The organism is Rhodobacter sp. CZR27 (assembly GCF_002407205.1).
Classification (GTDB): domain Bacteria; phylum Pseudomonadota; class Alphaproteobacteria; order Rhodobacterales; family Rhodobacteraceae; genus Cereibacter_A.
The window spans coordinates 545,778-564,696 of sequence record NZ_CP023548.1 but is presented as its reverse complement, the minus strand read 5'-3'; the positions used below and the strand labels follow the sequence as shown (position 1 = coordinate 564,696).

At 70.7% G+C, this 18,919-nt stretch carries 20 protein-coding genes, 1 tRNA gene and 1 riboswitch; of the genes, 4 read left to right on the top strand and 17 right to left on the bottom strand.

Translation table 11 applies throughout. The features are described 5' to 3' along the window. Positions 1-169 precede the first annotated feature (169 nt). The 8 genes from CK951_RS02955 to CK951_RS02920 all read right to left on the bottom strand — a co-directional run bounded on the left by CK951_RS02955 (position 170) and on the right by CK951_RS02920 (position 8,250). Positions 170-688 carry a lipocalin family protein gene (locus CK951_RS02955; RefSeq protein ID WP_096784748.1) on the bottom strand — a complete coding sequence of 173 codons (519 nt, stop codon included), beginning with the start codon at positions 686-688 and terminating at the stop codon, positions 170-172. Between the two features lie 95 nt (positions 689-783). After that, a complete protein-coding gene (locus CK951_RS02950; RefSeq protein WP_096784747.1) occupies positions 784-2,802 on the bottom strand; it encodes a M3 family metallopeptidase in 2,019 nt (672 codons plus the stop codon). A 113-nt stretch (positions 2,803-2,915) separates the two neighbouring features. Continuing rightward, positions 2,916-3,695: a transporter substrate-binding domain-containing protein gene (locus CK951_RS02945; RefSeq protein WP_096784746.1), complete on the bottom strand. Its 780-nt coding sequence runs from the start codon at positions 3,693-3,695 to the stop codon at positions 2,916-2,918. A 39-nt stretch (positions 3,696-3,734) separates the two neighbouring features. Beyond that, a complete protein-coding gene (locus CK951_RS02940) occupies positions 3,735-4,802 on the bottom strand; it encodes a HesA/MoeB/ThiF family protein (protein WP_096784745.1) in 1,068 nt (355 codons plus the stop codon). Continuing rightward, positions 4,802-5,269: a dUTP diphosphatase gene (gene dut, locus CK951_RS02935; protein ID WP_096784744.1), complete on the bottom strand. Its 468-nt coding sequence runs from the start codon at positions 5,267-5,269 to the stop codon at positions 4,802-4,804. The genes CK951_RS02940 and dut overlap by 1 nt, the downstream gene beginning before the upstream one ends. A 27-nt stretch (positions 5,270-5,296) precedes the next feature. Then, the gene (coaBC, locus tag CK951_RS02930) at positions 5,297-6,487 is read right to left on the bottom strand and encodes a bifunctional phosphopantothenoylcysteine decarboxylase/phosphopantothenate--cysteine ligase CoaBC (RefSeq protein WP_096784743.1); all 1,191 of its coding nucleotides are present in this window, start codon (positions 6,485-6,487) and stop codon (positions 5,297-5,299) included. A gap of 72 nt (positions 6,488-6,559) precedes the next feature. Continuing rightward, positions 6,560-7,375, bottom strand: a complete 816-nt coding sequence (locus CK951_RS02925; protein WP_096784742.1) for a ChaN family lipoprotein — start codon at positions 7,373-7,375, stop codon at positions 6,560-6,562. Further along, positions 7,372-8,250 carry an RNA polymerase factor sigma-32 gene (locus tag CK951_RS02920; RefSeq protein WP_096784741.1) on the bottom strand — a complete coding sequence of 293 codons (879 nt, stop codon included), beginning with the start codon at positions 8,248-8,250 and terminating at the stop codon, positions 7,372-7,374. The genes CK951_RS02925 and CK951_RS02920 overlap by 4 nt, the downstream gene beginning before the upstream one ends. A 54-nt stretch (positions 8,251-8,304) precedes the next feature. Between CK951_RS02920 and cobU the strand changes: the two genes are divergently transcribed. The 4 genes from cobU (at position 8,305) to CK951_RS02900 (ending at position 11,921) form a co-directional block, all read left to right on the top strand. Beyond that, positions 8,305-8,859, top strand: coding sequence for a bifunctional adenosylcobinamide kinase/adenosylcobinamide-phosphate guanylyltransferase (gene cobU / locus CK951_RS02915; RefSeq protein WP_096784740.1), 555 nt, complete (start codon positions 8,305-8,307; stop codon positions 8,857-8,859). After that, positions 8,856-9,434: a histidine phosphatase family protein gene (locus CK951_RS02910; RefSeq protein WP_096784739.1), complete on the top strand. Its 579-nt coding sequence runs from the start codon at positions 8,856-8,858 to the stop codon at positions 9,432-9,434. The genes cobU and CK951_RS02910 overlap by 4 nt, the downstream gene beginning before the upstream one ends. A 104-nt stretch (positions 9,435-9,538) precedes the next feature. Then, positions 9,539-9,615: transfer RNA gene (locus CK951_RS02905), tRNA-Arg, on the top strand. A gap of 686 nt (positions 9,616-10,301) precedes the next feature. Beyond that, on the top strand, positions 10,302-11,921 hold the full coding sequence (locus tag CK951_RS02900; RefSeq protein WP_096784738.1) for a sensor histidine kinase: 1,620 nt from the start codon (positions 10,302-10,304) through the stop codon (positions 11,919-11,921). 9 nt (positions 11,922-11,930) lie between these two features. Here CK951_RS02900 and CK951_RS02895 read toward each other — a convergent pair whose 3' ends face one another. From CK951_RS02895 to galE, 9 genes are all read right to left on the bottom strand, one after another. Continuing rightward, a complete protein-coding gene (locus CK951_RS02895) occupies positions 11,931-12,647 on the bottom strand; it encodes an ABC transporter permease (RefSeq protein ID WP_096784737.1) in 717 nt (238 codons plus the stop codon). Further along, positions 12,644-13,363, bottom strand: a complete 720-nt coding sequence (locus CK951_RS02890) for an ATP-binding cassette domain-containing protein (protein WP_232520663.1) — start codon at positions 13,361-13,363, stop codon at positions 12,644-12,646. Before CK951_RS02890 ends, CK951_RS02895 begins: the two co-directional genes overlap by 4 nt. Next, a complete protein-coding gene (locus CK951_RS02885) occupies positions 13,360-14,286 on the bottom strand; it encodes an ABC transporter substrate-binding protein (protein ID WP_096784735.1) in 927 nt (308 codons plus the stop codon). Before CK951_RS02885 ends, CK951_RS02890 begins: the two co-directional genes overlap by 4 nt. Then, complete coding sequence (gene thiD, locus CK951_RS02880) at positions 14,283-15,086, bottom strand: bifunctional hydroxymethylpyrimidine kinase/phosphomethylpyrimidine kinase (protein ID WP_096787140.1); 804 nt, start codon at positions 15,084-15,086, stop codon at positions 14,283-14,285. The genes CK951_RS02885 and thiD overlap by 4 nt, the downstream gene beginning before the upstream one ends. Continuing rightward, positions 15,083-15,694, bottom strand: a complete 612-nt coding sequence (gene thiE / locus CK951_RS02875; RefSeq protein ID WP_096784734.1) for a thiamine phosphate synthase — start codon at positions 15,692-15,694, stop codon at positions 15,083-15,085. The genes thiD and thiE overlap by 4 nt, the downstream gene beginning before the upstream one ends. Further along, positions 15,691-16,479, bottom strand: a complete 789-nt coding sequence (gene thiM, locus CK951_RS02870; protein WP_096784733.1) for a hydroxyethylthiazole kinase — start codon at positions 16,477-16,479, stop codon at positions 15,691-15,693. The genes thiE and thiM overlap by 4 nt, the downstream gene beginning before the upstream one ends. Positions 16,480-16,526: 47 nt before the next feature. Continuing rightward, positions 16,527-16,621: riboswitch (TPP riboswitch) on the bottom strand. Between the two features lie 52 nt (positions 16,622-16,673). After that, entirely contained in the window at positions 16,674-17,126 is a 453-nt protein-coding gene (locus CK951_RS02865) for a lytic transglycosylase domain-containing protein (protein ID WP_096784732.1), read from the bottom strand. Then, positions 17,123-17,917, bottom strand: a complete 795-nt coding sequence (locus CK951_RS02860; RefSeq protein ID WP_096784731.1) for an inositol monophosphatase family protein — start codon at positions 17,915-17,917, stop codon at positions 17,123-17,125. The genes CK951_RS02865 and CK951_RS02860 overlap by 4 nt, the downstream gene beginning before the upstream one ends. Before the next feature lie 10 nt (positions 17,918-17,927). Next, entirely contained in the window at positions 17,928-18,911 is a 984-nt protein-coding gene (gene galE / locus CK951_RS02855; protein WP_096784730.1) for a UDP-glucose 4-epimerase GalE, read from the bottom strand. Positions 18,912-18,919 lie beyond the last annotated feature (8 nt).

Below are 18,919 nucleotides of genomic sequence, written 5' to 3'. Positions count from 1 at the left end.
GGCAGAACCGCCGGTGATGCGACGGGCTCCGCACCCCAGGATCACCGCAGCCGTTCCACGCCAGACACCGGGAGCGGGCCGTGCGCCGACCCCGGCGCGCGGACTTTGACGTCTTCCGCGGCAGCGCCGTTCGCGGGGGTTCGATGCCCCCGCGGACGGCACCCCCGCCTCAACGCTGGTCGGTCCGCTGCAGCGCCGCCGCATCATAGCCGCTGCGCTCGAACAGCGAGCGCGCAGCGTAGAACTCCTCGGGATCGATGCGGCGATCGCGGTGCAGCACCCAGCCGGCGATCCGCGTGGGCGTTCCCACCACCAGCATGCGGCCGTCCGCCGACTGTCCGAGGATCCAGTAGTCGCCGCCGAAGGGCACGCCCTGCAACTGCACGGTCAGCTTGCCTGGCCCGGCAACCCGCGCAACGCCCGTGATCTCGCGGATCTCGCCCCCCACCTGGCAGCGGTTCCGGAGCGCGATCGAGCCATCCGCCTGCGGCTGGTAATAGGCGGTGGTATGGCTGCAGCCGCGCTGGAAGGGCGCCGGGAAGTGCGCCACCTCGTACCAGAGGCCTGCGATGTCGGCCGGCTGCACCGCCGGGTCGAGGAAGAACGGCGCGCCCAGCCAGCGCGACGAGGGCACGTGCCGCTCGCAGGCGGCGAGCGCAAGAATGCCAAGCAGAAGCAGGCGTTTCATCGAACCTCCCGAATCCAGTTGCAGCACGGACGGGGCGCACGGCCCCGTGCCCCTGCAGCATCCGCCGCCGCCCCGGTCCTGTCGAGTCCCGAAACTCAGGCCGCGTCGAGAAGTCCCCGGCCCTTCAGCAGCGCCTCGACCCCCGGCATCCGGCCGCGGAAGGCGGTGTAAAGCTCTTCCGCCTCGCGCGAGCCGCCGGCCGAGAGCACATGCGTCTCGAGCCTGCGCGCCATCTCGGGGTCGAACGGGTCCCCTGCCTCCTCGAAAGCCGCGAAGGCGTCGGCATCCATCACCTCGGACCACATGTAGCTGTAGTAGCCGGCCGAGTATCCGTCGCCCGAGAAGACATGGGCGAAATGCGGCGTCGCGTGGCGCATCCGGATCGCGCGCGGCATGCCCAGGCCCTCCAGCACCTCGGCCTGCCGCGCCATCGGATCGGCCGGCGCCGCGGTTTCGTGGAACGCGAGGTCCACCATCGCCGACGACACGAACTCAACCGTGGCAAAGCCCTGGTCGTAGGTCGACGCGGCCAGCAGGCGCTTGCGCATCCCCTCGGGCATCGGCTCGCCGGTCTGCCAGTGGCGGGCGTGACGCTCCAGCACCTCGGGCACCGACAGCCAGTGCTCGTAAAGCTGGCTCGGCAGTTCCACGAAGTCGCGCGCGACCGAGGTGCCCGAGATGAAGCCATGGGTCACGTCCGACAGCATCTGGTGCAGCGCGTGGCCGAACTCGTGGAACAGCGTCCGCGCATCGTCCCAGGACAGCAGCGCGGGGTCGCCCTTCGCGAAGTTGCACACGTTGACCACGACGGGCCGCTGCTCGCCGCCCAGCTTCCTCTGTCCCCGCATGGTCGAGCACCAGGCTCCCGACCGCTTCGAGGCTCGGGCGAAGTAGTCGCCGAGGAACACCGCCATGTGGCGCCCGTTCCGCGTCACCTCCCAGGCGCGCACATCGGGATGGTAGAGGGGCAGGTCGAGCGGGCGAAACTCCAGCCCGAACAGGCGATTGGCGCAGTCGAAGGCAGCCTCGATCATGCGGTCGAGCGACAGGTAGGGCTTCAGCGCCGCCTCGTCGAGGTCATGTTCCGCCGCGCGGCGCTTCTGCGAGTAGTAGCGCCAGTCCCAGGGTTCGAGATCGCCGTTGATCCCGTCCTTGTGCATCATCGCCGCCAGCACCTCGGCATCGGCTTCGGCGCGAACCTTTGCGGGCGCCCAGACCCGCAGCAGCAGGTCGCGCACCGCATCCGGCGTCTTCGCCATCTCGGTCTCGAGCTTGTAGGCCGCGAAGCTTGGATAGCCGAGCAGTCGCGCCCGCTCCTCGCGCAGGCGCAGGATCTCGGCGGCGACCTCGCGGTTGTCGCTCGCGTTGCCGTTGGCGCCGCGCGCGACCCAGGCCTCATAGGCCTGCCGGCGCAACTCACGCCGCGGCGAGAACTGCAGGAACGGCACGATGAGCGAGCGGTTCAGGGTCACGACCGGCCCCTCCGCCCCGCGCTCGGCCCCCGCCGCGCGCGCCGTCGCCACGACGAAATCGGGTAGCCCCTCCAGATCCTCCTCCCGGAGCGGCATCATCCATTCGCGCTCGTCGGCCAGCAGGTTCTGGCCGAAGGTCGTGCCCAGCACCGCGAGGCGCGACTTGACGGCTGTCAACCGCTCGGCCTCTGCCCCCTCCAGCTCCGCGCCCGAGCGGACGAACATCCGCCGGTAAAGCATCAGCACCCGCGCCTGCTCGGGCTCGAGCCCCAAAGCGTCACGGTCCTGCCACAGCGTCTCGATCCGCCGGAACAGCGGGCGGTTGTTCACCACCTCGGACGAGAAGGCCGACATCTTCGGCGCAAGCTCGCGCTGCAGCGCCTCGCGCGCCTCGTTGCTGTCGGCGCCGGCGAGGTTGTAGAAGACGCCCGCCACGCGATCGAGGCTTTCCTCGGCCAGTTCCAGCGCCGCGATGGTGTTTTCGAAGCTCGGAGGCTCGGGGTTCTCCGCGATGGCCGCGATGTTGGCCCGTGCCTCGGCAAGGGCCGCGTCGAAGGCGGGCGCAAAATCCTCGTCACGGATCACGGCGAAGGGCGGCAGCTCGAAGGCCGAGGTCCAGGGCGAAAGCAGCGGATTGGTCATGGCGGGTCTCCTTCGCCGCCAAAGCTAGGGCCGGGATCGCGTGCCGTCCATCCCCGAGGGCGGCTGCCAGAGGATCAGATGGGAGCACATGCGCACCCCCTGCCCCGGCAGACTCACTGCTTCATCTTGAAGTCGAGGAACCACTTCCGGTCGATCGCCTTCAGCGTCCCGTCCTCGCGCATCGACGCAAGTGCCGCGTTCACCGGCGCGACCAGATCCGAGCCCTTGGGGAAGATGAAGCCGAACTCCTCGGTGCCGACCGGCTCGCCCACGATCTTCAGCTTGCCCTCCGAGCCTGCGACATAGCCCGCACCGGCCGTGGCATCGGTCAGCACCAGATCGGCCTCGCCCGCCAGCAGCGCCTGCACCGAGGCGCCGAACGTGTCGAACAGCACGATCCGGGGGTTGTGCTCGTCTCCGTCCAGCATCTCGTAGACGCCGACATAGAACGGTGTCGTGCCGGGCTGCGCCGCCATCCGCAGCGTCCTGTCGGCCGCGAACGAGGCCGCGTCGTCGAAGCGGTCCTCGTCGCCGCGCACCATCAGCACCATCTCGGACCGCATGTAGGGATCGGAGAAATCGACCTTCTCCTTGCGGTCCTCGCGGATGGTGATGCCGGTCATGCCGATGTCATAGCGGCCTTCCGAGACCGCCGGGATCATCTCGTCCCAGCCTGCCGTGGCATAGCTCACCTTCAGGTCCAGCCGCTTCGCGATCTCGGCCATGGCGTCGTATTCCCAGCCGACCGCATGGCCCGAGGCGTCGATGAACTGGAGCGGCGGATAGGCGTTCTCGGTCACCACCGTCACCGCGCGCCCGTTCAGGTCGGGCAGGTCCCGGGCGGCGGCCGGCAGGGCAAGGAGGGCAAGCGCAAGCAGCAGGCGGGCAGGCATGGCGATCTCCGTCAGTGTCCGTCGTGCGTTGCGGGCAGGCTAGGCGATGCCTGCCGCCCCGTCCAGCCGCCCGCCCCGGCCGCCGCAGACCGGGCAGCCATCGCGCGGCTTCAGGACGATTCGCCGCGTCTCGCCCCAGAGCGCGTCGTAGATCAGAAGCGCGCCGCGCAGCGTCGCCCCGGCCCCCGTCAGGTGCTTCACCGCCTCTACCGCCATGATCGAGCCCACCACCCCCGGCAGCGGCGCGATCACGCCGGCCTCGGCGCAGGACGGCACCAGCCCCGGCGCCGGCCGCACCGGGAAGGTGCATTCGAAGCAGGGCCCGCCATGCGCGGGATCGTAAAGGCTCACCTGCCCCTCCCACTGCGCGATCGCGCCGGAGATGAGCGGCTTTTTCGCCGCGACCGCCACCCGGTTTGCCAGATAGCGCGTGTCGAAATTGTCCGTCCCGTCGAGGATCAGGTCGTAGTCGGCAAAGAGATCCGCCGCGATCTCCTCGGTCAGCCGCCGCTCGTAGGGGCGCACCTCGACGAAGGGATTGAGCGCGCGCATCGCCGCCGCGGCCGAGGCCACCTTGGGCCAGCCGATCCGGGCATCGGCATGGATCACCTGCCGCTGGAGGTTCGAGCCTTCGACCCGGTCATCGTCGATCACCCCGATCGTGCCGACCCCCGCCGCCGCCAGATAAAGCAGCGCCGGCGAGCCGAGGCCGCCCGCGCCGATCACCAGCACGCGCGCCTCCTTCAGCCGTTTCTGTCCCGGGCCGCCCACCTCGCGCAGCATGATGTGGCGGGCGTAGCGCTCCAGCTCGTCCGGGCGGAACAGGCCCTGTGCCGCCGGCGCGACCCGCGTCGCCGCCCGGCGGCGGAGCCGGCCGAGCGCCATCCTGTAGAAAGCCCCCAGAACGGCAAGCCCCCCCAGCACGAGCCATGGCTCTGCCCGGCCGCCGGTGGCAAGCCGCAGCGGATGGGCCGCCGGCAGCACGACATGCGCCGAGACGACGCCGAGCCAGAGAAAGCCGAGCATGGCGACCCTCAGCCAGAGGGGCAGTCTCAGCAGCCAGCCGAGGCCCCAGAGCACCGCCGCAAGCGCCAGAACCGCCAGCATCAGGCGATCCCGGTGGAGCCGAAGCCGCCTGTGCCACGCGCCGTCTCGCCAAGGTCATCGACCAGTTGGAAACCCGCCTGCACGACCGGCGCCACCACCATCTGCGCGATCCGGTCGCCATGCGCGATCCGGAACGGTTCGGCCCCCAGGTTCACCAGCAGCACGCCGAGCGGCCCGCGATAGTCGCTGTCGATGGTGCCGGGCGTGTTCGGAAGCGAAATGCCGTTCTTCAGCGCCAGCCCCGAGCGCGGCCGGATCTGGGCCTCGAACCCCGCGGGGATCTCGAGGCGCAGGCCCGTCGGCACCAGCACCCGCTGCATCGGCGGAAGCAGCAGCCCCTCGGCCCGGACCTCGGGCGGCAGGTTGGCGCGCAGGTCCGCACCCGCGGCGCCCGCCGTCTCGTAGGAGGGCAGCGGCAGCGCCGCGTCCGCCCAGCTTTCCCGGATCACCCGCACGATCGGCCGCATCGACTTCTTCCCTTCGCCTGCTCCGCCTCAGCCCAGCGCATCCGCAATGCGTCGCGCCAGCCTGCGGGCCACCTCGTCCTTGCCCATCCGCGGCCAGTCCTCGGCACCCTCGGCAGTGATCAGCGTCACCGCGTTCTCGCTGCCGCCCATGATGCCGGTCGCCGGAGAAACGTCGTTGGCCACGATCCAGTCGCAGCCCTTGCGCGCCCGCTTGGCGGTGGCATGGGCAATGACATCGTCGGTTTCGGCCGCGAAGCCCACCACCAGCCGCGGCCGCCCCTCGCCCCTGCGCGAGACGCTGGCAAGGATGTCCGGGTTCTCGGCGAAGTCGAGTGAAAGCCCGCCCGAGCCCTTCTTCACCTTGGAGGCGGCGGCATTGGCCACCCGCCAGTCCGCCACCGCCGCGGCGAAGACCGCAGCCTCGACAGGCAGCGCGGCCTCGACGGCGGCCATCATCTCGCGCGCGGTCTCGACCCGGACCACCTCGACCCCCGCCGGCGGAGGCACGCTCGCCGGCCCGGTGACGAAGACGACCTGTGCGCCGAGATCGCGCAGCGCCGCCGCCAGCGCCGTGCCCTGCGCGCCCGACGACCGGTTGGCGATGTAGCGCACCGGGTCGATCGGCTCATGCGTGGGACCCGAGGTGACCAGCACCCGCCGTCCGGCCAGCGGACCGGCAGCCAGAGCACGCTCGATGGCGGCAAGGATCTCCATCGGCTCGGCCATGCGGCCGGGACCGAACTCGCCGCAGGCCATGTCGCCCTCGTTCGGCCCGACGGTCAGCACGCCGTCTCTCTGCAACGTCGCAAGGTTGCGGCGCGTTGCCGGATGCTGCCACATCCGGACGTTCATCGCCGGGGCGAGCAGCACGCGCGTATCCGTGGCCAGCAGGAGCGTCGAGGCAAGATCCTCGGCGCGTCCCCCGGCCATCCGCGCCATCAGGTCCGCCGTCGCGGGCGCGACCACGATCAGGTCGGCGACGCGGGACAGCGCGATGTGCCCCATCTCGGCCTCCTGCGTGAGGTCGAAAAGCTCCTGATGGACCGCCTCGCCCGCGAGGGCAGCCACCGACAGAGGGGTCACGAATTCCGCGGCTGATCGCGTCATCACCGGCGTGACCGCAGCGCCGCGCTCGCGCAGGCGGCGGATCAGGTCCAGCGCCTTGTAGGCGGCAATGCCGCCGCCGATGATCAGAAGAATGCGCTTGCCGGCCACCATGGCTTCGCCCCCGAGGCTTCCGCCCCCGGTGTAGGGGCCTCTGGGCCGAGACTCAACCCGGCCGACGCGGGATCAGTCGCCGGTAAGTGTGGCGCAGGGATCCTCGCGCTCGGCCGGCGCCGTGACGAGCCACAGGTCAAAGGGCACCTCGCCCTCGGGCGGCTCCTCGAACTGGCCGACGGACAGCACGCGCAACTGAGGCGCGACCGCGGCAAGCACCGATGGCAGGCCCACGTCGCGCCGGGCATGACCCGTTCCGGTGATCACGGCCACGGGCCCGCCCGTATCCTCCATCGCCTCCAGGACGGCCCGGGCGAGCGAGGCGTCGCGCAGCCGCTGCGCCTCGACCATGCCGGGCAGCAGATCCTCCGGGAGCGCCCCGCAATGGGCGATCCGCTGCTCCTCCACACGCGAGGCCAAATCCGACGGATCAAGCGGCCGGTCCAGCCCGAAGCGTACTGCGGCGGGGCCGAAGGCGGCGGCTGCCCCGTCGGTCACCGCCTCGCGCGCCGCTTCGCGAACGACCTCGGCGCCGAAGACCTTCGCTTCCGGCGCCGCCAGCAGGATCGGATGATACATCGAGAAATCCGGCCAGCCGGAGCGGTCCCACTCGAGTTCCGCCGCCAGCTTCCGCCCGCTCTCCAGTATGGAGGGCCGGATCAGCCCGGCCTTCTCAGCGGTCAGCATCTCGAAGACCAGCGCGGCCGGACGCAGCGCCGCCACGGCCACGGCCTGATTCTCGTGATGGCGGGGGTTGTCGTGAACCTCTCCCAGGATGACCACATCGGCCGGAGGCAGCGCGGCAAGGGCCGCCGGTTCTATGCGCTCGGCCAGCCCGGGACGGGCCGCCAGGGCCATCCCGGCCGCGAAAAGGATGCACTGTTTCATAAAAGGAAGTGATGCACCTCGCGGGACTGGGCTTCAAGGCTTCGGCGCATCTTCGCAAAGGCCGCCGCTTCAAGCTGCCGCACCCGTTCCTTGGACAGCTTCAGCTCCTCGCCCAGGCTTTCCAGCGTGCGGGGCACGTCGCGCAACTTGCGCTCGGTCACGATGAAGCGCTCGCGGGCGTTGAGTTGCTGCATCGCCGTGATGAGCCAGTCGCGCAGCCGCGCGGAATCAAGCGAGCCCTCGACCTGTTCCGCGGCCTGGGCGGAATCGTCCTCGAGCGCATCGATCCACTCGCGCCCATCCTCGTCCGCCGACTGCGTGGCGTTGAGCGAGAAGTCCGAGCCCGACAGCCGCCCCTCCATCATCTCGACATCGGCAAGCGGAACGCCCACGTCATGCGCCACCATCTCGCGCAGCTGATGGGCGTCCAGCACCTCGCCGCGCTGGCTGGCCTCGCGCTCGAGCCGTGCCTGCACCCGCCGCATGTTGAAGAACAGCGCCTTCTGGCTCGAGGTGGACCCCGTGCGCACCAGCGACCAGTTGCGCATCACATAGTCCTGGATCGAGGCCTTGATCCACCAGACCGCATAGGTCGAGAAGCGCACGCCGCGGTCGGGGTCGAACTTGTCGGCGGCCTTCATCAGCCCCAGCGACGCCTCCTGGATCAGGTCGTTCATCGGGGCGCCGTAGCGGCGGTATTTCGAGGCCATCGATATGGCAAGGCGCATGTAGGCGGTGATCAGCCGGTGCAGGGCCGCCTCGTCGCGCGCATCGCGCCAGGCATAGGCAAGGCGCGATTCGGTCGCGGCATCCAGAAGTTCCGCCCTCATCGCTTGGCGGGACATCGTTTGATCGGTATATCCGTCCAGTGCCATCAGGACCCCCTGTCGAACCCGCCCACAGATCTGTCTTTACTACGGAACAATCCCATGTCCGGATCACATGATTTGGCGCTGCCGCCCCTGACGCTGGTGCTGGGGGGCGCGCGGTCCGGAAAGTCGCGGATGGCGGAGCGGCTGGTCAGCGACACGGGCCGCCCCCGGATCTATCTGGCGACGGCCGATGCATGGGATGACGAGATGGCCGCACGGATCGCGGCTCACCGCCACGACCGGGGCGACGGCTGGCAGACCGTCGAGGAGCCGCGCGATCTCTGTCCTGCCTTGTCACGGATGCCTCCCGAGGCTTGCGTCCTGCTGGATTGCGCGACGCTGTGGCTGACCAATCATCTGCTTGCCGGAAGCGACCTCGATGCCGAGATCACCTCGCTTCTTCATGCGCTTGGCGCGTGCCCTGCGCCCGTTGTCGTGGTTTCAAACGAGGTTGGGTGGGCGATAGTTCCCGAGAATTCGCTTGCGCGCCGTTTCCGCGACGAGCAGGGCCGGCTGAACCAGCGCCTCGCGGCGCAGGCAGGGCTGGTCGTGGGCGTGATGGCGGGTCTGCCCTTCGTGCTGAAGGGCCGCCTGCCGGGACAGGCCGCGTGACGCGCCTGCACTGGGTCCGGCACGGGCCGACGCATGCAACGACCATGATCGGCTGGACCGACCGCCCCGCCGACCTGTCGGACACCGCGGCCACCGAACGCCTGGACGCGGCGCTGCCGCGCGGAGCGCTGATCGTCTCGTCCGACCTGCTGCGCGCCCGTGCCACCGCGGATGTGCTGTCCGCGGGCCGGCGGCGCCTGCCCCACGACCCGCGCCTGCGCGAGATCCATTTCGGTGCATGGGAGAACCGGAGCTTCGCCCAGGTCGAGGCGGGCACGCCGCGCCGGATGCAGGCCTTCTGGCAGAACGCCGGCGAGGCGCGCGCCCCGGGCGGCGAGACCTGGAACGAGCTCCGGGCGCGGGTGTCCGCGGCCATGCAGGACCTCGCGCTGCGGCATCAGGGCGAGGAGATCGTGGTCGTCTCGCATTTCGGCCCGATCCTCGTTGCGCTGCAGGTGGCCCTCGGGCTCGGCGTGCAGGAGGCCTTCGGCCACCGGATCGAGCCGCTGTCCGTCACCTCCCTTTCGCTGAGCGCCGAGGGATGGGCCGCGGGTCCGATCAACCGCATCGCCTGAGGGGCATCCGCCGGCCGATGGCGGTCAGGTGGCGCGCATTTGTGGCAACCGGGTGCAGCAACCCTGTTGCAGCCGCCCCGGCAAGCGGCTATACCCCGCCGGACGCACCCGTAGCTCAGCTGGATAGAGCGCTGCCCTCCGAAGGCAGAGGCCAGGGGTTCGAATCCCTTCGGGTGCGCCATCATCGATCAAGTCCTGAGGTTCCTGCGCCGGACCTCCACACGGGAAGCTCCCAAGCGCCGTCATTCGCGGCCGCAGGCAGGACCGGAATCGCCTCGGAGTTTGCTGGCCGCGCCAGTATCGGCACGACCGGGGCGGGCGCGCATCCGATCGGCCAGGGCACGACGCCGCGGCCGGCGCGCAGGGGGATTGGTCGCCGCCAGACCTCCGGGGCACGGCAGCGGTCCCTATCGGCTCTGGCCATGGCCATCGCGCCTGCCTCGGGATCGGACGACGTGCGGGCAGGCATCGCTCGCCTTCGGCAGCCCCTCGCGAGCGGATGGTGCCCGCATGGGAAGCGGCGACGCCCGCCATCTCGCTCGGCACCCGTCGCGAGTGGGTGGCGCTCCGCACAGGCAGGCCGCCTGCGGCGATCCGCGCCTTTGCGCCAGGGCGCGCGTCATGCGATCTTCCCGGCGTGAGAAAGTGACCTTGTGCAGGTAACCCTGCCGGACCCGCCCGGGGGCGTTCGTCCGGCGGCGCGCCCCGAGGGGTGCGAGAGTGGGGTGACTCGTCCCGGATGGACGGTCACCCCGCACGGGCCGCATCGTCCCCTTCCGCCGGAAATCCCGACGCAGAAACAGGAAACGCTGGCCAATCCGGACGAGTTTCGGCAACTCTGACCAGATCGAACCGGAGGTTGCACGGGTGTCTTGGGTCGGATCGTCGGCGCCGCGCGGCAGGGAAGCCGAGCCAAGCCTGCCGCTGCTGCTTTCGCTGGTCGTCACGGGCTACATCCTGATGGGCAAGCTTGGACTTGCCACGGCCATGCCGCCCGCGGGAACCGTCATCTTCTGGGCGCCGAATGCCATACTGCTGGTCGGGTTGCTGTCGACCGCGCCCCGGCGCTGGCCGATCCTGCTGGCGGGGGCGCTCGTCGCCGAAGTGGCCGTCGACTGGCCCGAGATGCCGCTCCGCTGGGCGCTGGCCTTCGGCCTTGTGAACTGCTTCGAGGCGACGCTCGCCGCGGCGCTTCTCACGCGCTTCTCGGCAGGGCCGGTCAGGCTGGCCGGGCTCGGTTCCTTCGTGCGCTTCGTGGTGCTTGCACCGGTGTTCGCCTCGGGTGTGGCGGCACTTGGCGGGGCACTGATCATCAAGCTGCGCTTTCCGGACATCAGCTATCTGCACTACTGGCGGGTCTTCTGGCTGGGAGATGCGCTGGGGGTGCTGCTAGTCGCGACCGCGCTCCTCGTCTGGCTTGAACCGGGCAGGCGCTTCGCCTGGCGCGACCGGTTCGACCGGCTGGAGGCCGCGGCGCTCGCCATGGGCGTGGCGACGGTGTCGGTGATCGCGCTGATGCGCGAGAGCAACCTCGAACATATCTACCTGCTCTTCCCGCTGCTCCTGTGGGCCGCGCTGCGCTTCCGGATCGAGGGGGCGACCGTGGCCGTCGGCGTCACGACCGGCATCGCGCTCTGGGCCGTGGCGCAGGGCCGCGGCCCCTTCATCGAACTCTCGGCCATCGAAAGGGTGGGTGCGCTGCAATTGCTGATCGCGGTGGTGGCGCTCTCGACCTTCATGCTGGCCTTCTCGGCCGACGACAGGCGGAACGTCACCCGACGGCTGGAGGGGCTGGTTCACGACCTGCAGCAGGCGCAGGGCACGCTGGAGCGGATGAACGCCGACCTCGACGCGCGGGTGACCGAACGGACGCAGGCGCTTCAGGCGACGCTGGCACGCAACGAGATGCTGCTGCGCGAGGTGCACCACCGGGTGAAGAACAACCTTCAGCTCATCTCGAGCCTCGTTGCCTTGCAGCGGCGCGGGGTCGAGGCCCCCGCGATGCGCGAGCGGCTTGCCCGCATCCAGGGCCAGATCGGCGCGATCGCCACCACCTACGACCTGCTGCACCGGCTGGAAGGCAGCGAGTCGGTGGACTTCGGCCCCTTCGTCCCCGCTCTCTGCGATGCCATCGCGGTGGCCGAGGATGGCCGCGCCCGGATCGCGGCCGAGGTGTCGGGAGCGGCCCGCGTCGATGCCGATGCGGCCATCGCCCTGTCGCTGGCGCTGAACGAACTGGTGACCAATGCGCTGAAGCACGCCGGTCCCCGGCCCGAGGTGCGCGTGGTCTGCCGCCGCGAGGGGGACGAGCTGATCCTCTGCGTCGAGGATGACGGCCCCGGCTTTCCGAAGGACTTCGACCTGCACCGGCAGAAGGGTTTCGGCGTCCGCATGGTGTCGAGCCTGATCGGCCAGGCCCAGGGATCGGTGCGGCTTCCCGACACCGGGCGCGGGGCAGCGGTCGAGATCCGGGTGCCCGTCTCCTGAGCGCGGCCGTCAGAGCCCGAACCGGCGCAAGAGCGCATCGACCGCCGCCCGCAGCGCCAGCGTCAGCACGGCCAGCACGGCCAGCGCGGCGAACATCAGGTCCGTCTTCATGCGGGCATTGGCCAGCAGCATCAGGTGGCCAAGCCCCTGCGACGCACCTACCCACTCACCGATCACCGCACCGATGGGCGCGTAGACCGCCGCGATCCGCAGCGCCGCGCCCAGATGCGGCAAGGCATGCGGCAGCCGCAGCCAGACCAGCGTCCGCAGCCGCGACGCACGGGCCAGCCGCGCAAGATCAAGCGTCGCCTGGGGCGTCGCGCGCAACCCGTCGTGCAGCGCCGATGCGACGGGGAAGAACACGATCAGCACGACCACGGCCACCTTCGACTCCATGCCATAGCCGAGCCACAGGGTCAGGATCGGCGCGAGCGCGAAGACCGGCACCGCCTGGCTCATGACCAGCACCGGGCGCAGCAGCCGGGCGATCCTGTCCGAAAGCGCGGTGGCAAGTCCCGCCAGCAGTCCGGCGAGGCAGCCCGCCACCAGCCCTGCCCCGATCTCGGCCAGGGTGGTGGCCGCGCTGGACAGAAGCAGCGTCCGGCTGGACACCAGTTCGCGCAGCACGGCCAGCGGGGCGGGCAGGATGAAGGCGGGCACCCCCGTCAGCATCACCACCGCCTGCCAGAGCGCGACCATCGCCAGTGCCGGACCAAGAGCCTTCATGCCAGCCGCGCCATCAGCGCCTCGGAGGCCGCGGCAAGGCTCTGCAGACTGCGCGGCGGCGCGTCGGGTGGCGTGTCCACCGGCTCCAGCCCGGCGCGGGACAACAGCCAGACACGGTCGCCCAGCCGCAGCGCCTCCATCGGGTCATGGGTGACGAGCAGCACGGCGGCGCCCGAAAGCTGCGCCCGGGCGAGGTCCTGCATCCGTCGCCGCGTGCCGGCGTCGAGCGCCGAGAACGGCTCGTCCAGCAGGGCCAGCGGCGCCCTCTCCATCAGCGCCCGCGCCAGTGCCACGCGCTGCCGCTGCCCGCCCGAAAGGCTCGCCGGCGCGCGATCCTCCATGCCCTCGAGTCCGACCGAGGCCAGAAGGGCGCGGGCCCGGGCGGCATCGGCGCGCTCTCCCCTCAGCCGGCAGCCCAGCAGCACGTTGCCCAGCACGCCGAGCCGCGGCTGCAGCAGGTCCTCCTGCGCCATCCAGGCCAACCGCTGCGGCGCGCGGATGCGGCCTTCGAAGTGCGCGCCGGTGGGCAGGCTCGCAAGCAGGCGCAGAATCGTGCTTTTCCCCGCGCCCGAGGCGCCGAGCAGGCAGGTCCAGCCCGGGGGCAGGTCCAGGCGCACATCGCGGAACAGTGGCCGGTCGCCCAGCCAGGCCGTCCCCTCGAGTCCGAAGTCCTCCGAGCCAGCGCGCGCCAATGCGGTGGCCTGACAGCGGCTCACCGGCCGAGATCCACCGCGATCTCCTGCACCCCCGGCGCGGCGGGGATCAGCCCGACCTGCTGCATGTAGCGGCCGAAGTCCGCATAGCGCGCCTCGTCCAGCGCCAGCGGGTGCGCCGCGAAATGCGGCAGCGTATCCCCCCAGGCGGCGGCGTTCAGCGCATCGTCGACCTCGGCCGACCAGCCGCGGAACACATCCCACGCCTCCTGCGGATGCTGGGCGATGAAGGCCGCCGCCCGCTCGGTGACCTTCAGGAAGGTGGCCACGGCTTCGCGGTCCATCGTCTCGGGGTTCGCGACGTAGATCAGTTCGTCATAGACGGGCACGCCGTTCTGTTCGGGCAGGAAGCACCGCCCTTGCGAGCCGGTGGCCGCGATCTGGTGCAGCTCGAAGTTGCGGAAGGCGCCCGCGACCGCATCGACCTGGCCCGCGGCCAGCGCCGGCGTCAGGGCGAAGTTCACGTTGACGAATTCGACCTCGGCGGGCTCGACGCCGTTGGTGCGCAGCATGGTGTGCAGCAGCGCCTCCTCGATGCCGGCCACGGAGAAGCCCACCTTCCGGCCCTTCAGGTCGGCCAGACCGGCCACCGGCCCCTCGGCCCGGGCCATGACGCAGTAAAGCGGGCTGTCGATCAGCGTCCCCACCCGCACCAGCGGCAGACCCTCGGCATGTTGCAGATAGAGTTGCGGCTGGTAGGTGATCGCCAGATCCGCCTGCCCCGAGGCCGCCATCTTCGGCGGATCGGCCGGATCGGCGGGGGCGACGATCTCGACCTCAAGCCCTGCCTCGTCGAACCAGCCCTGACGCGCGGCCACGATGATCGGGCCATGGTCGGGATTGACGAACCAGTCGAGCACCACGGTCAGCGGTTGGGCCGCGACCGGGGCGGGCAGCAGAAGGGCCAGAAGGGCCATGCGTTTCATGCGGGAGTCCTCAGCATCGCGAAGTGATCGGTCGGCCCGTGACCATGGCCGACCCCGAGCCGGTCTGCCCCGGCAATGGCGCGCGAGACATAGGCCTTGGCCGCCACCGCGGCGCCGAGGGCATCGCCCGTCAGCGCCAGATGGGTGGCAAGCGCGGACGAAAGCGTGCAGCCCGTCCCGTGCGTGTTTCGGGTATCGGTGCGCGGCGAGACCAGCCATTCCGCCCGATCGGCATCAAGGAACAGGTCCGGGCAATCCTCGCCCGCCAGATGCCCGCCCTTCAGCAGCACCGCCCGCGGCCCCAGCGCCAGAAGCGCCCGCGCCTGCCGCTCCATGCCGGCGCGGTCGCGGGCCTCGGCCTCGCCCAGCAGGTCGGCGGCCTCGGGCAGGTTCGGGGTGACAATGGCGGCCAGCGGCAGCAGTCGCGCACGCAGCGCGGCCACCGCCTCGGCGGCCAGCAGCCGGTCGCCGCCCTTGGCGACCATCACCGGGTCGAGCACGACCGGAACGCCGCGCGCCTCCAGTTCCTCGGCCACCGCCCCGGCGATACCGGCGGTGCCGAGCATCCCGATCTTCACCGCATCCACGCGGATGTCGTCGAAGACCGCGCGGAGCTGCGCCACCACGAAGGCCGGGTCGATCAGCTGCACCCCGGTCACGCCGCGGGTGTTCTGGGCGGTCAGTGCGGTCAGCGCGGCCATGGCGTAGCCGCCGTTCGCGCTGATCGCCTTGATGTCGGCCTGAATGCCGGCGCCGCCCGAGGGGTCGGAGCCCGCGATGGACAGGATGTTCGGGATCATGCCTGCCCCCATTCGAAAGCCAGCGCGCGCGCCGCCGCTTCCGCGTCCGTCGCCGCACCGATGGCCGAGACGATCGCCATGCCCGCGGCCCCTGCCTGCCGCACCGCCGCCGCATCGCCAGGGCCAAGGCCACCGATCGCCACCGCCGGAACAGGCGCGGCGGCGACCAGCGCGGCCAGCCCCTCGAAGCCGATGGGCGGCGCGTGGTCGGGCTTCGAGGCGGTCGCCCGCACCGGCCCGGCGCCGACATAGTCCACGAGGCCGAGCGGCATGGCCTTCACATGCTCCAGCCGTTCGACGGAAAGACCCAGCAGCCGGTCAGGGCCGAGCCGCCGCCGCGCCTCCTCGACCGGCAGATCGCCCTGCCCGACATGCAGACCCGCCGCACCCGAGGCCAGCACCACCTCGACCCGGTCGTTCACGATCAGCGGCACGCCGAACGGCGCAAGCATCGCGACCAGCCGGCGGGCGCGGTCGATCAGATCGGCGTCCGGCGCCTGCTTGTCGCGCAACTGCACCAGCGTCGCGCCGCCCCGGACGGCGGCAAGGACCAGATCCTCGAGCCCCTCGCCCCCGTCCGGCGTCACGAAATAGAGCGAGAGGTTCATGCCGCCTCCACCCGCGCGCCGCGGTCGAGGTCTGCAGCGGTCAGCCCGTGCAGCGCGTCGAGGAAGCGGACCTGGAAGCTGCCCGGCCCCTCGGCCCCATGGGCCGCGCGTTCCCCGGCAAGGCCGAAGAAGGCGAGCGCCGCCACCGTCGCCTCGAGCCTCGGCTGGCCGCTGACGAAGGCGCCGACGATGCCGGTCAGCGAACAGCCAAGCGCGGTGACCTTCGGCATCAGCGCATGGCCATTGGCGCAGCGGAAGGCGCGGACGCCATCGGTGACGAAATCGACCGGCCCCGTCACCGCCACCACCGCCCCGGAGGATGCCGCGAGCCGCCGCGCGCCATCTTCCGCCGCGGCGACCGGGTCGGCGCTGTCGGCGCCCTTGCCGCGCGCCCCGGCCCCGGCGAGGGCAAGGATCTCCGAGGCATTGCCGCGGATCACCGCGGGCTTCAGCGCCAGAAGCCGCGCGCCCAGATCGCGCCGGAACGCCGTGGCCCCCACCGCCACCGGATCGAGCACCCATGGCCGCCCCGCCGCCGCGGCGCCTTCGGCCGCCGCGACCATGCCCTCGATCCAGCGCGGGCTGGGCGTGCCCATGTTGATGGTCAGGACATGCGCGATGCCGGCGAACTCGGCCGATTCCTCGGCGTCATGCACCATGGCGGGCGAGGCGCCCGCCGCCAGCAGCACGTTCGCCATGACGTTCATCGCCACGAAATTGGTGATGCACTGCACCAGCGGCGCCGTGCGCCGCATCGTGTCGAGATAGGCTCCGCAGTTCTCCATCGCTCTCCTTCCGCAGAGGGAGAACGAGGGCATGCATCCATGGGGGGACCTGCAGCACCGCGACTTCCTCCGCCAGCATGACCTGGTTCAGGTTCAAAGGGTGCTTCTCAGCCCGGATGCCCGGACGCCCCTGTCACAGCCACAGGCTTAGCGCGAAGAAGAGGCGCGGCGCAAGTCCCGCCGCGCGGAACGGGTCAGCGAAGGCCGGTCTCTTCCAGAAGGCCCATCCGCTTGGCCTCGTAATAGTAGCCCTTGCGATACCACTCGATCGCCCGCTCCTCGTTGCCGCGGGACACGAGCCAGGCGCCGCGCAGGTATTTCCCGCCATAGCGCAGGTTGGTCTCGGCATCGAGCAGGCTTTCCGCCGGCCCGCGATGGCCCATCGTGCGCGCGGTCTGCGGCGCGATCTGCATGAGCCCCATGTAGGGGCCGTTGCGCGCGGCCGGGTTGTAGCCGCTTTCGTGCCGCACCACGCGGTGCATCAGCGACGGCGGCACCTGATACTGCCGCGCGTAATCGGTCACCAAGCGCATCACCTCGGGGGATCCCGAGGGTCCGCGGGTCGGAGCCGGCTCGCGGTCCCCTCCGCCACAGCCCGCCAACATTAGCGCCACCGCGACAGCCGCGGCGCCCATCCTGCCCTTCATCCTGCCTGTCCCTCTGCTGCCTTCACGACGGCTTGCAATTCGTCCCACACGTTCGGTGCGGCGACGAGCACCATGCCACCACCGGGGCATTTCGGGAAGGGGGCGGATCGTCCGCCCGCCTCCTCGACCATCAGAAGCGCCGCAAGGCAGTCCCAGGGATGCATGTGCGGCTCGTAATAGCCGCCAAGCCGGCCCGCCGCGACCGAGGCGAGCATGATCGCGCCCGAGCCGTTGCGGTAGAAGATGCCACCGCGGCGCATGAGTTCCCGCACCAGCGCCGAGGCGAAATCCGGGGATGTGCGGTGGCTTGCGCCCAGCGCCACGTTGCAGTTCGAGATCCGCAGGTCAGGCCGCGCGGTCAGGCGCTGGCCGTTGAGATGGGCGCCGTGGCCGCGGCGCGCGGTGAAGGTCTCCTGCGCCAGCGGATGCTCGATCACGCCGGCGACCGTCTCGCCGTCCCGCACCAGCGCGAGCACCACGCACCAGTGCGGCAAACCGGCAAGGAAGGGCGAGGTGCCGTCGATCGGGTCGATCACCCAGGTGAAGCCGCTGCTGCCCTCCTGCGCGCCATGCTCCTCGCCCAGAAAGCCGTCCTCGGGGAACGCTGCGGCGAGGCGGTCGCGGATCAGCGTCTCGACCTCGCGGTCGGCGCGGCTGACGATGTCCTGCGGGCTGGCCTTGGCCTCGATGGCAAGGCTCTCGCGGTGCGCGAAGAAATCGAGCGCGAGGCGCCCGGCTTCCGCCGCCACCTCCTGTGCAGCGTCGAGACGGGCGGCGACGGGATCGGTCAAGCGGTTGTCCTCATGTGTGTTTCGGCGCCTGATGCCAGCGCCAGGCATCGGCGATCATGTGCGGCAGGGTCGACAGGCCCGGCTCCCACCCAAGCTCCTTCACCGCGCGTTCCGAGCCGCAGACCAGCGCCGTCGCGTCGCCCGGCCGGCGGTCGCCATAGACGATGGGAACCTCGCGGTTGGTGACGGCGCGCGAATGCTCGATCACCTCGCGGACCGAGAAGCCGCGCCCGGTGCCAAGGCAGAACACCCGGCTCGCCCCGCCGTCGAGCAGCCGGTTCAGCCCCAGCACATGCGCCTGCGCCAGATCCATCACGTGCACATAGTCGCGGATGCAGGTGCCGTCATGCGTCGGATAATCGGTGCCGAAGACGGTCAGCGCCGGCCGCTTGCCCGCCACAGCATCCAGCATCAGCGGGATCAGATGCGTCTCGGGCTCGTGCTGCTCGCCGATCTCGGCCTCGGGGTCGGCGCCCGCCACGTTGAAATAGCGGAAGATCGTGTGATTGAGCCCGAAGGAAGCGCCGAAGTTGGCCAGCATCTCCTCGATGGCGCGCTTCGAGGCGCCATAGGCGTTGATCGGGCGCTGCGGCGTATCCTCGTCAAGCACCACGCCATCCTGATCGCCATAGGTCGCGCAGGTCGAGGAGAAGACGAAGTTGCGGATGCCATGCGCCACCGTCGCCTCGATCAGGTTCAGCGCGCCGGTCACGTTCACCCGCCAGTAGGTCGCGGGATCGCGCATGGATTCGCCCACCAGCGAGAGCGCCGCGAAATGCATCACCGCGACAGGCTTCCATTCCTCCAGCGTCGCGTCGATCGAGGCGCGGTCCATCAGGTCCCCGCAGGCGAGCGGGCCGAACTTCACCGCCCCCGCCCAGCCGGTCGACAGGTTGTCGAAGGTGACGGGCTCGAATCCCGCGCGCTTCAACACCTTGCAGGCGTGCGAGCCGATATAGCCCGCGCCGCCCGTCACCAGAACCCGATCACCCATTCGCATCT